This is a genomic window from Leucobacter sp. NPDC077196 (assembly GCF_040687075.1).
Lineage (GTDB): Bacteria > Actinomycetota > Actinomycetes > Actinomycetales > Microbacteriaceae > Leucobacter.
On sequence record NZ_JBFBML010000011.1, the window covers coordinates 82,593 to 93,701 of the forward strand.

The following is an 11,109-nucleotide window of genomic DNA, read 5'->3' on the forward strand; positions in this document are numbered from 1 at the left end:
CGAAACGCAACTGAAACACATCCGGCCCCCATCGCGGGGTCGGATAGCATCACGAGGAAGCTGACCGCATCCCGCAAGCACGACGGACACGATGGAGGCGAACGTGGACTGGAACGATATCGGTCGGGCGACGACGTTGTCGCTGCCGGATCGGCTCTCGGTCGACATCGAGCGGCTGATCCTCGACGGCAAGCTCGAACCGGGGGAGCGCCTGCCACCCGAGCGCGATCTCGCCGAGCACTTCGGCGTCTCTCGCGTGTCGATACGCGAAGCGCTGCGCGAGCTCGAGAACCGCGGGCTCATCGACCGCAGGCCCGGACGAGGCACGATCGTGCTCAGTCCCGGCGAACGCGCTGACATTGCCGACGCTGCACTGGGCGGGCTCGCAGCCCTGCAGCCCGAGCTGCACGACATCATGGAGTTGCGTGCCATCGTCGAGCCCCCAATCGCTCGCATCACGGCAACGCGTGCGACCGATCGCGACATCGCGCAGTTGCGCGAGCTCGTCGAGGCGATGGAGGTCGACGTCACCAAGGAGCGCTACGCCGAACTCGACCGGGCGTTTCACCAGGCCATCGCGCAGTACGCGCACAACCCGCTTCTCGAACTCATCAACGAGCAGATCGCTCAGCGCATCGCGCCGAGCCGCGCGAGCCGCTACCAGACGCGCGCGCGGCGGCAGGCGTCGAGCATCGCGCACCGGCGCATCTTCGAAGCCATCGCGGCGGGCGACGCCGCGCTCGCCGAAGACGAGGCACGATCCCACGTACTCGACATCAGCAACCAGATCGCGCACGCCGCGACGACTCAGGAGGAACTCCCCGCATGACGACCGCACCTGCCGCCCGCGGCGCCATCTCGACCTCCCACCACCTCGCGACCGAAGCCGGTGCGGCAGTGCTGCGCGAAGGCGGCAACGCCATCGACGCGGCGATCGCGGCAGCAGCCACCCTCTGCGTCGTCTACCCGAACAACGTCGCACTCGGCGGTGATCTCGTGGCGCTCGTGCGCAACCCCGAGGGCGAGGTACGGTTCTTGAACGCGACCGGCACGGCGCCCGCCGGTCAATCGATCGACGTGCTGCGCGAGCGCTACGGTGATCTGCTGCCTCTGCGCGGCATCGACACCGTCACGGTGCCCGGCGGCATCTGCGGCTGGAGCGCCCTGCACGAGTACGGTGCCACCCGCCGCTGGGAGCAGCACCTCGAGGCGGCGACGCGCCACGCAGAGGCGGGCGTGCCCACCGCGCGGTCGGTTGCTGCGGCGATCGTCGAGAACCGCGAGGTGCTCGAGCTCGACGAGGGGTGCCGCGGAGTGTTCTTCGACGAGGGCCTGCCACTCGTCGAGGGCGCGCCGTTCGTGCAGCCCGCGCTCGCCGCGTCGCTGAAGCGCCTCGCCGCCGGCGGGTCGGCCGAGTTCTACGAGGGCGAACTCGCCGAGCAGTGGGTCTCGGGTCTGCAGAAGCTCGGTTCGCGCATCACCCTCGCCGACACCGCTGCATACTCGGCGGAGTGGGGCGAGCCGCTCGAAGGATCGTTCGGGGAGCACCGCGTGCTCACGGGCCCGCCCAACACCTCCGGCTTCATGCTGCTGCGCGCACTGCGCGACATCGAGGCGGGCATTGAGGATCCGCTAGGTCGCGGTGCCGGCGACCTCGCCCGCTCGTTCCGTGCGAGCAATGCGGTGCGGGCCGCGTCTCTCGCCGACCCGCGCTTCGGCGGCGCGACGGGGCGCGACCTGATCGACGCGGAGGCGCCCGCGCACCCGCCCGTGCGCGAGGCGAAGCCGAGCGGCGACACGGTGGGGCTCAGCGCCGTGAGCGCCGACGGCTGGGCGATCTCCCTCATCAACTCCGTGTACTTCGGATTCGGCGCTGCCGTGCTCGAGCCGGAGACCGGCATTCTCTTCCAGAATCGCGGGACGTCGTTCTCGCTCGACCCCGCGCACCCGAACGCGTTCGGCCCCGGCAAGCGGCCGCGGCACACGCTCATGCCCGTGCTCGTGCTCCGAGGCGACGAACTCGCATGGGTGCCCGCGACGATGGGCGGGTCGGCGCAACCGCAGATCCACACGCAGCTGCTGGTGCGGTCCCTCGCCGGTGCGACGCCGGAGGAGGCGACGCACGCGCCGCGCTGGATCGTCGACGAACCCGGTGCCGACGGGGTCGTGCGCGTTACGATCGAAGAGGACGTGCCCGCCGCGGTGCACGAGGCGATCGCCGATGCCGGGTTCCCGCTGAAGGTCGTGCCGCCCGCCGACGAGGATCTCGGCCACTCGAACCTGATCCGACTCGCGCAGGAGGGTGCGCACGCGGCCGACGGCGTCGACGCCGCGAGCGACCCGCGATCCGACGGCTCCGCGATCGTCGTCTGAAACGACGAGCCGGTATGCTCCCGGACGCGCGCACCCCACACGAACTCTCAGCACCAGCTTCAGCGAGAAAGCAGCACATGAACCAGATTGTCCGCCCCGGATTCCTCCCGCTCCTCCTCGTCGGCATCGCCGGCGGCATCCTGTCCGGGCTCTTCGGAATCGGCGGCGGCACCATCATCGTGCCGGCACTCGCGCTCTGGTTGAGCATGCCCCAGAAGCTCTCGGCAGGGACGTCGGTGGCGGCGATCCTGCCCACTGCGATCGTCGGTGCGACGACGTACGGGCTGCAGGGCCACGTCGATTGGATCGCGGGTGCCTGCCTCGCCGTCGGCATCGTCGCTGGTGCTCAGTTGGGCGCCGCACTGCTCGCGAAACTGCCGGTCGGCGCGATCCAGTGGGGCTTCATGGGCTTCCTCGCGATCGTGATCGTGAGCCTCTGGTTCGTGGTGCCGCAGCGCGGTGACGAGATCGAGATCTCCGTGTTGACGGTCATCATGCTCATCGTGACCGGCTTCATCACGGGCGTGCTCTCGGGGCTGCTCGGCGTCGGCGGCGGTGTCGTGGTGGTGCCCGTGCTGATGTTCTTCTTCAGCTCGAGCGACCTCATCGCCAAGGGCACCTCGCTGTTCATGATGATTCCGGGGTCGATCTCGGGCACCATCGGCAACTTCCGCAGGCAGAACGTCGACCTGCGCGCAGCAGCGATCGTGGGACTCGGCGCCTGCGTCTTCGTGCCGATCGGCAACCTCTTCGCCGTGCTGATCGACCCCTTCTGGGGCAACGTGGCCTTCTCGATCTACCTCGTATTCATCCTCATCCAGATGCTGGTGCGCAAGCTCCGCAAGAAGAAGTAGCGCAGCCGCGCCGCTGCGCTCCGCCCCGCCGCCGCCGCTGCGAGCGGGGTCACTCTCGGAGGGTGTCGCAGCGGTGCGCGACAGCAACACCCTCCGCAAGTGACCCGCCTCGGCGCGCGCATGGCAGCGGGGTCACTCTTCGTGCGTGTTGCACCGCCGACACGCACGAAGAGTGACCCCGCTCGCAGATGGGGGCGGGGGAGGGGGGAGAGGAAGGGGTAACAGCGCCTACAGCAGGTCGGCGACTGAGCCCAGCACCTCGTCGGGGCGGAACGGAAAGCGTTCGATCTCTGCGCGGTCCGAGATGCCGGTCATCACGAGCACCGTGTGCAGGCCCGCCTCGATGCCTGCCACCACGTCGGTGTCCATTCGGTCGCCGATCATGCCGGTGTTGTGCGAGTGGGCGCCGATCTGGTTGAGCGCCGAGCGGAACATCATCGGGTTCGGCTTGCCGATGATGTAGGGGTGCTTGCCCGTCGCCTTCGTGATGAGCGCGTTGATCGCTCCCGTTGCGGGAAGGGGCCCTTCGTGGCTCGGCCCGGTCGCGTCGGGATTGGTCGAGATGAAGCGAGCGCCCTTGATGATGAGCCGGATCGCCTTCGTGATCGCCTCGAACGAGTAATTGCGGGTCTCGCCGACCACCACGAAGTCGGGGTTCGATTCGGTCATGACGTAGCCCGCATCGTGCAGCGCGGTGAGGATCCCGGCCTCGCCGATCACGAACGCCGAGCCGCCGGGCTGTTGCTGCTTCAAGAAGGCGGCCGTGGCGAGCGCGCTCGTCCAGATGCGGTCCTCGGGCACCGAGATTCCCGAGGCGGCGAGACGGGCACTGAGGTCGCGTGCGGTGAAGATGGAGTTGTTCGTGAGCACGAGGTAGGGGATCTCGTTCTCGCGCCAGTGCTTGATGAGGTCGGCGGCGCCGGGAACGGCGCGGTTCTCGTGCACCAGCACGCCGTCCATATCGGTGAGCCAGCATTCGATCTCAGCGCGGCGAGGGTGCGGTTCGTTCTGAGTCATGCCCACAGCGTAGTCCGCGCACGTAAACACGCGGTTTCAGTGCTGCGCACGGAGCGGTGTCGACTTTCGATGCGGGGCACGAAGCGGGCGCGCGTCAAGCCCGCCCCGCGCCAGCCGGGCTCCTGGCACACTAGAACCATGCACGAACGAGCCGGCACGCCCGCCCGCCCCGAAGATCTGATCGACGTCGACGCGCTGCTCGCAGCGTACACGGAGGTCGTGCCCGATGCCGCGATCCCAGCGCAGCGCGTCGTGTTCGGCACGTCGGGCCACCGCGGTTCGGCGCTCGCCGCCTCCTTCAATGAGGCGCACATCGCGGCGATCAGCGCGGCGATCGCCGAGTATCGCGCGGCACGGGGAATCGACGGTCCGCTCTTCATTGGCGCCGACACCCATGCGCTCTCGGCGCCCGCCCAGCGCACCGCGATCGAGGTGCTGCTCGCGGCCGGGGTGCGCGTGCTCGCGGCCGCCGGCGAGGGTGATGCGGCCTTCGTGCCGACACCCGCTCTGAGCCACGCGATCCTGCGCTACAACCGGGGTCGCGATGCCGACGACCCGGGCCGCGCCGACGGCATCGTGGTGACCCCGAGCCACAACCCGCCGAGCGACGGCGGGTTCAAGTACAACCCGCCCCACGGCGGGCCGGCAGACAGCGACGCGACCGGTTGGATCGCTGCCCGGGCGAACGAGCTGCTCGAGGCCGGCGCCGACATCGCGCGCGCGGACGCCGCTGCGTTCGACGCCGTCGAGCGGTACGACTTCGTGAACGCCTACGTCGACACGCTCGGCGAGGCGATCGACCTCGACGCGATCCGCGCCGCGAAGGTGCCGCTCGCCGTGCACCCGCTGGGCGGGGCGAGCGTGGCCTACTGGGCGGCGATCCGCGAACGACTCGGCATCGACCTCACCGTGCTCGGCCCCGGCGTGGACCCGCAGTGGGGCTTCATGCATCTCGACTGGGACGGCAAGATCCGCATGGATCCGTCGTCGACGCACGTCATGTCGACGGTCGACGAGCACCGCGGCCCGTTCGCGATCGTCGCGGGCAACGACGCGGACGCCGACCGTCACGGCATCGTCACGGCCGACGGGCTGATGAACCCGAACCACTACCTCGCGGTCGCCATCGACTACCTGCTCGCGCACCGCCCCGACTGGTCCGCCCAGGCGGGTATCGGCAAGACGCTCGTCTCCTCCGGCATCATCGATCGGGTCGTCGCCGCGCAGGATCGCGAGCTGCTCGAGGTGCCCGTCGGCTTCAAGTGGTTCGTGCCGGGCCTCGCAGACGGCAGCGTCGTCTTCGGCGGCGAGGAGAGTGCGGGCGCCTCTTTCCTCTGCTTCGACGGCAGCGCGTGGAGCACCGACAAAGACGGCATCTTGCTCGCACTGCTCGCCGCCGAGATCCAGGCCGTGACCGGGCAGTCGCCGTCAGAGCGCTACCGAGAGCTCACCGCCCAGTTCGGCGAGCCCGCCTACGCGCGCGTCGACGCGGCGGCGACTCCCGAGCAGAAAGCCCGGCTCGGTGCGCTGTCGCCTGACGACGTGACCGACACCGAGCTCGCGGGGGATCGCATCACCGCTATTCTCACCGAGGCTCCCGGCAACGGTGCGCCGATCGGCGGGCTCAAAGTGCAGACGGAGCACGCGTGGTTCGCCGCCCGGCCCTCCGGCACCGAGGACGTCATGAAGATCTACGCTGAGTCCTTCCGCGGCGCCGAGCATCTTGCGGAGGTGCAGGCAGCCGCGCAGGCGCTGGTCGGGCGCGTGCTCGCCGACTGACGCCGGTACGCTAAGAGGCATGTCGCACGCCTCAGCAGCCCCCCGTCGGTACTCCTACCTGGGGCCGGCGGGAACGTTCACCGAGGCGGCGCTGCGGCAGGTACCGGAGGCCGAGGGGCAGGTCTGGAACCCGGTCGACAACCTCGGTGAGGCGCTGAACGACGTGGTGACGGGCGCCAGCGACGCGGCGATGATCGCCATCGAGAACTCGATCGACGGCGGAGTCACCGTCGCGCAGGATGCGCTCGCCACGATTCCGGGCCTGCGCATCATCGGCGAATACCTCGTGCCGGTGCGCTTCGTGCTCGTGGCGAGGCCGGGAACCGCGCTCTCCGACGTGAGCGTCGTCGCCGGGCACCCGGTCGCGTACGGACAGTGTCGCGCGTGGCTCGACGGCGCCGCGCCGACGCACCGCCACCTCGTCGCGACGTCGAACGTGCAGGCCGCTGCCGACCTCTTCGACCCTGAGAAGGGGATCGACGCCGCCATTGCGCCGCCCGGGATCGAGGCGCACTACGACGTCGAGGTGCTCGCCGAGGGGATCGCCGAGAACCCCGATGCCGTGACGCGCTTCGTGCTGGTGAGCCGCAGCGTGCCGGTGGGGGAGCCCACCGGTGCCGACAAGACATCGCTCATGGTGGAGCTGCCCGAGGATCGGCCGGGCGCCCTGCTCGATCTGCTCGAGCAGTTCGCAGCGCGTGGTGTGAACCTCACGCTGCTCGCGTCGCGTCCGATCGGGGATCGCATGGGCCGGTACCGCTTCGTGATCGACGCCGAGGGGCACGTCAAAGACGAGCGGGTCGCCGACGCACTGCTCGGCGTGAAGCGCTTCAGCCCGAAGGTCTCATTCTTGGGGTCGTACCCGCGCGCCGATCGTATTGCGGCGACCATCCATGACCTGCACGACGACGACACGTTCAGGGACGCGCGGGATTGGCTGCGCGGAGTGATCGAGGGCACCCGCGACGGCGAGGTGTAAGGCTTATGCGTGCGCCTGCCACTCGGGCAGCACGCGCACGATCAGCGATCCCGGATCGACCTCGCCGCTCACCGTGAGCGCGTACCCGAAGTCGTCGCCGTCGAGCTGCACCGGTTCGGGCTTCGGAACGGCCAGCGCGTAGCGTTCGGCGCGCAGGTACGAGACGCTGCGCGTATCGCGCACGAGGTCGATGATCTTGCGCCCCGCGCGCGAGCGGCGCAGCACGCCGTTCTCCCACCCGATCTTGCGCCAGATGCGCAGCCACGAGAACGCGCCGAGCGGGTGGAGGGCGACCACGTCGAGCTTGCCGTCGTCGAGCTGCGCGTCGGGAATCAGCAGCACGCCGCCCGGCATCAGCCCGCAGTTGCCGATCATCACGGTGTACACCGAGACCGGTCGCACCGGCGACCGGTCAATGGAGTAGTGAACCTGCAGCGGCCGGTCGGCGATCATGGTGCGCACGCCGGCGTCGACGTAGGCGAGCCACCCGAGCCGCTTCTTGAGGGTCGACTTCGTGGCAGAGATCGCTCGCGCATCGAGCCCCATGCCAGCGAGCACGAGAAAGGCGTGCTCGCTCTCCGATTCGTCTTCGCGCACGATGCGCACGATGCCGAGGTCGATCGGCCGGTTGCGGCCGCTGAAGGCGGCGCGCACGACCTCGTCGAGGCGGTTCAGCGGAGCACCGAGGTTTCTCGCCAGCAGGTTGCCGGTGCCCTGCGGCACGACGGCGACGGGGATCCCGCTGCCTCTGAGCGCCTCGGCCACTGCCCGGATCGTGCCGTCGCCCCCGCTCGCGAGCACGACGTTCGCGCCGTCGTTGACCGCCTGCCGGGCAGCCGAGACCCCCGCGTCCTCTGCTGCGGTCTCGTACCAGCGGGCCGCACCCCAGCCCGAGACCTGCTCTTGATGCGCGACCGCCGACCGCAGCGCCGGGAGGTCGGTCTTGAACGGTTGATACACGACCGCGGCCCACGGAATGTGGTGCGTGCGGGTATCGGGCATGGGTCCAGCGTAACGCCGGGCAGCGGTTCTGATGCTCCGCGCGGGTAAGCTGGAGCGCGTGATCGATCCAGTCCTCCTCCGCAACGATCCCGAAGCCGTGAAGCGCTCGCAGCGCGCCAGAGGAAACGACGAGGCGGTGGTAGATGAGGCGCTCGCCGCAGACGCGAGTCGCCGTGCCGCGCTCGGAGAGTTCGAGACGCTGCGCGCCGAGCAGAACGAGTTCGGCAAGCAGGTGAAGGCGGCCTCGAAAGAGGAGAAGCCGGCACTGATCAAGCAGGCGCAGCAGCTCGCCGCCTCGGTGAAGGCCGCTGATGCCCGCGCGAAGGCGGCAGAGGCCGAATTCGACGCGATCTCGCTGCGCATTGAGAACCTCGTCATCGACGGGGTACCCGCCGGCGGCGAGGAGAACTTCGTCACGCTGCGCGAGGTGGGCGAGCAGCCGAGCTTCGACTTCGCACCGCGCGACCACCTCGAATTGGGCGAGATGCTCGGGGCGATCGACATGGAGCGCGGTGCCAAGGTGTCGGGCGCGCGCTTCTACTTCTTGCGCGGCGTGGGCGCCCGACTCGAACTGGCGCTCATGAACATGGCGCTCGATCGCGCGCTGCAGCACGGGTTCACCCCGCTTATCACGCCCACGCTCGTGAAGCCCGAGATCATGCAGGGCACCGGCTTCCTGGGGGAGCACGCGGACGAGGTCTATCACCTGCCGGCGCAAGATCTCTACCTCACTGGCACGAGCGAGGTTGCCCTGGCCGGCTACCACTCCGACGAAATCATCGACGTCTCGGCCGGCCCGATCCGCTACGCCGGGTGGTCGACGTGCTACCGCAGCGAGGCCGGATCGCACGGCAAGGATACGCGCGGGATCCTGCGCGTGCACCAGTTCAACAAGCTGGAGATGTTCGTCTACGCCGACCCCGCAGAGGCGGAAGCGGAGCACGATCGACTCGTGGGCTGGCAGGAGGAGATTCTCCAGGCACTCGGCCTGCACTACCGGGTCATCGACGTCGCCGCCGGTGATCTCGGATCGAGCGCCGCGCGCAAGTTCGACATCGAGGCTTGGGTTCCGACGCAGGACGCGTACCGCGAGCTCACGTCGACGAGCAACTGCACCACGTACCAGTCGCGCCGGTTGTCGACCCGATACCGCACCGAGAGCGGCAAGACCGCTGCGGTGGCGACGCTGAACGGTACGCTCGCCACCACGCGGTGGATCGTCGCGATTCTCGAAACGCACCAGCAGGCCGACGGCAGCGTGATCGTGCCAGAGGCGCTGCGCCCGTACCTCGGCGGACTCGACGTGCTCACGCCGATCGCGGGGGTCTAGCCCGTGAACGCTGCGCCCCGCATCCCCGCCGCCGAACGGCACCTCATCGCGCTCGACATCGACGGCACCGTGCTGAACCACGGGTTCGGCGCCGGGGCGGGCAATGACGCGGGCGGCGGGCACATCGACCCCGATCTCGCCGACGCGATCCTCACCCTGCATCAGATCGGGCACGAGGTCGTGATCGCGACCGGGCGTTCGGTCGACGCCACGCTGCCCATCGTTGAGCGGCTCGGGATCCGCCCCGAGTGGGTCGTCTCGGCCAATGGCGCGGTGACGCTGCGTCGCGACCCGCTCGCTCACCGCGCATACCGCCGAGAGTTCGTCGAAGCCTTCGACCCGAGTGACGCCCTGCAGAAGATTCGCACGCAGCTCGTGACCGCGCGCTTCGCGGTCGAGCTGGCCGATGGCGGGTTCCTCTACACCGACGACATTCCGACGGGCACGTTGCCCTCCGCGCAGCGCCGAGTGCCGTTCGAGCAGCTGCTCGGCGTGCAGGCGTCGCGTGTCGTGGTGGTCTCGCCCGACCACCGGCTCGAGGAGTTTCTCGACGTGGTGGAGACGCTCGGGCTGACGCACGTCTCGTACGCGGTGGGCAACACGTCGTGGCTCGATATCGCTCCGCACGGAGTGACCAAGGCGAGCGCCCTCGAGGTGGTCGCCTCGCACCTCAAGATCGACGCGTCGCGCGTCTTCGCGGCGGGCGACGGTCGCAACGACATCGAGATGCTGCAGTGGGCGGCGAAGCGCGGTGACGCGGTAGCCATGGGCCAGGCTGTCGACGATGTGCGGGCCGTCGCCAGCCGTGTGACCGGCACGATCGACGAGGTCGGTCTGCTTGCGGCGCTGCGCGATCGCTTCCCGGTGCTCGGGTAGCGCGTCGCGCGCTTGGCCGTCATTCGGCGCGCGCGCCGTTTGCTAAGCTCGTTGGCGGAGGGTTGTCCGAGCGGCCGAAGGAACTTGTCTTGAAAACAAGCACTGGGTAACCCCCAGTCAGGGGTTCAAATCCCCTACCCTCCGCCATTGGGGCCCTATTCGAAACACTTCCAAACGGAAGGGACTCGAATAGGGCCCCAACTCGTTCCTGCACGTCTCGGCTTTGCTCCGGTGTGAGCTTTCCGGCGGCAGCACTCTCAGGTGTCTTGATCTCCACGCCGCCGAGCTTCTGCTCGATCGCGCGATTGAAATGAGTCCTGACGGCCTGACGGTCGGATACCGACTTGGACGCGTGGAACGCGGTCTCGGCGGCGAACAACGAGTTGTAAGGCTCGTTGTGGGCGAGGTGTACATCGTTGTCGCGGAAAACGTACACGTTGCCCAGAAGCGCCTGGTTGAGTCGGCGTCGTACTTCATGGCCGGCTTCCATGTAGATGCCGTGGGGGTTCTCGAGGAGTGCGAGCTCGGCGTTCAGCGCTTCGGCACCTTTCGTGATGTCAATGACAACTGCGTCGCGTTGAGTCTTGAGCCGTTTGCGTTCTTCTTGGATGCGGAAGAGACGGCCCTTGATTTGGGTCGTGTCGATCGCGCCGTCTGCGGCGAGGTCGAGAAGGTTCTCTTCTTTCTTCTCAAGCTTCGTGAGTTGGCGTCCGAGGTTCTGGCGGAGGTCACGTTGTGCCTGATCTTGGTTATCGACGGTGTCGGTCATGACGGCGCGAATCTCGGTGAGGAACTCCGGGCTGAGTGGCGAGTAGTCGTTTAAGGTACTCCTCGTCCACCTAGTTGGTACTCGGTTCCGGGAAGAGGGTACTGGCCCGCAGCATTACCCGCCTTGGGCC

General features: G+C 68.6%; 10 protein-coding genes and 1 tRNA gene. 9 read left to right on the forward strand and 2 right to left on the reverse strand.

The annotated features are described in order from the left end of the window. Window positions 1–103 precede the first annotated feature (103 nt). The 3 genes from AB0O71_RS11525 to AB0O71_RS11535 all read left to right on the forward strand — a co-directional run bounded on the left by AB0O71_RS11525 (window position 104) and on the right by AB0O71_RS11535 (window position 3,227). Window positions 104–829: a FadR/GntR family transcriptional regulator gene (locus AB0O71_RS11525; RefSeq protein WP_363745398.1), complete on the forward strand. Its 726-nt coding sequence runs from the start codon at window positions 104–106 to the stop codon at window positions 827–829. Beyond that, window positions 826–2,373 carry a gamma-glutamyltransferase gene (locus AB0O71_RS11530; protein WP_363745400.1) on the forward strand — a complete coding sequence of 516 codons (1,548 nt, stop codon included), beginning with the start codon at window positions 826–828 and terminating at the stop codon, window positions 2,371–2,373. Before AB0O71_RS11525 ends, AB0O71_RS11530 begins: the two co-directional genes overlap by 4 nt. Window positions 2,374–2,450: 77 nt before the next feature. Continuing rightward, window positions 2,451–3,227, forward strand: coding sequence for a sulfite exporter TauE/SafE family protein (locus AB0O71_RS11535; protein ID WP_363745402.1), 777 nt, complete (start codon window positions 2,451–2,453; stop codon window positions 3,225–3,227). Window positions 3,228–3,455: 228 nt separating this feature from the next. Here AB0O71_RS11535 and AB0O71_RS11540 read toward each other — a convergent pair whose 3' ends face one another. After that, on the reverse strand, window positions 3,456–4,244 hold the full coding sequence (locus AB0O71_RS11540) for an HAD-IIA family hydrolase (protein ID WP_336661845.1): 789 nt from the start codon (window positions 4,242–4,244) through the stop codon (window positions 3,456–3,458). Window positions 4,245–4,382: 138 nt separating this feature from the next. Between AB0O71_RS11540 and pgm the strand changes: the two genes are divergently transcribed. Together pgm and pheA are read left to right on the forward strand one after the other, a co-directional pair. After that, entirely contained in the window at window positions 4,383–6,023 is a 1,641-nt protein-coding gene (gene pgm / locus AB0O71_RS11545) for a phosphoglucomutase (alpha-D-glucose-1,6-bisphosphate-dependent) (RefSeq protein ID WP_363745405.1), read from the forward strand. Window positions 6,024–6,042: 19 nt separating this feature from the next. Continuing rightward, complete coding sequence (pheA, locus tag AB0O71_RS11550; protein ID WP_363745407.1) at window positions 6,043–7,002, forward strand: prephenate dehydratase; 960 nt, start codon at window positions 6,043–6,045, stop codon at window positions 7,000–7,002. A gap of 3 nt (window positions 7,003–7,005) precedes the next feature. Here pheA and AB0O71_RS11555 read toward each other — a convergent pair whose 3' ends face one another. Then, the gene (locus AB0O71_RS11555) at window positions 7,006–8,004 is read right to left on the reverse strand and encodes a diacylglycerol kinase family protein (RefSeq protein ID WP_363745409.1); all 999 of its coding nucleotides are present in this window, start codon (window positions 8,002–8,004) and stop codon (window positions 7,006–7,008) included. Window positions 8,005–8,062: 58 nt separating this feature from the next. Between AB0O71_RS11555 and serS the strand changes: the two genes are divergently transcribed. The 4 genes from serS to AB0O71_RS11575 all read left to right on the forward strand — a co-directional run bounded on the left by serS (window position 8,063) and on the right by AB0O71_RS11575 (window position 11,033). Then, window positions 8,063–9,334 carry a serine--tRNA ligase gene (gene serS / locus AB0O71_RS11560; RefSeq protein WP_363745411.1) on the forward strand — a complete coding sequence of 424 codons (1,272 nt, stop codon included), beginning with the start codon at window positions 8,063–8,065 and terminating at the stop codon, window positions 9,332–9,334. Between the two features lie 3 nt (window positions 9,335–9,337). After that, window positions 9,338–10,210 (forward strand): HAD hydrolase family protein, encoded by an 873-nt coding sequence (locus tag AB0O71_RS11565; RefSeq protein ID WP_363745413.1) that lies wholly within the window; start codon window positions 9,338–9,340, stop codon window positions 10,208–10,210. A gap of 56 nt (window positions 10,211–10,266) precedes the next feature. Next, window positions 10,267–10,357: transfer RNA gene (locus AB0O71_RS11570), tRNA-Ser, on the forward strand. A gap of 205 nt (window positions 10,358–10,562) precedes the next feature. Continuing rightward, the gene (locus AB0O71_RS11575; RefSeq protein ID WP_363745415.1) at window positions 10,563–11,033 is read left to right on the forward strand and encodes a hypothetical protein; all 471 of its coding nucleotides are present in this window, start codon (window positions 10,563–10,565) and stop codon (window positions 11,031–11,033) included. Window positions 11,034–11,109 lie beyond the last annotated feature (76 nt).

Excerpts from the sequence above, each read along its gene's own strand:
- AB0O71_RS11530 (WP_363745400.1), top strand. The coding sequence starts at position 826 with ATGACGACCGCACCTGCCGCCCGCGGCGCCATCTCGACCTCCCACCAC.
- AB0O71_RS11535 (WP_363745402.1), top strand. The coding sequence starts at position 2,451 with ATGAACCAGATTGTCCGCCCCGGATTCCTCCCGCTCCTCCTCGTCGGC.
- AB0O71_RS11540 (WP_336661845.1), bottom strand. The coding sequence starts at position 4,244 with ATGACTCAGAACGAACCGCACCCTCGCCGCGCTGAGATCGAATGCTGG.
- pgm (WP_363745405.1), top strand. The coding sequence starts at position 4,383 with ATGCACGAACGAGCCGGCACGCCCGCCCGCCCCGAAGATCTGATCGAC.
- pheA (WP_363745407.1), top strand. The coding sequence starts at position 6,043 with ATGTCGCACGCCTCAGCAGCCCCCCGTCGGTACTCCTACCTGGGGCCG.
- AB0O71_RS11555 (WP_363745409.1), bottom strand. The coding sequence starts at position 8,004 with ATGCCCGATACCCGCACGCACCACATTCCGTGGGCCGCGGTCGTGTAT.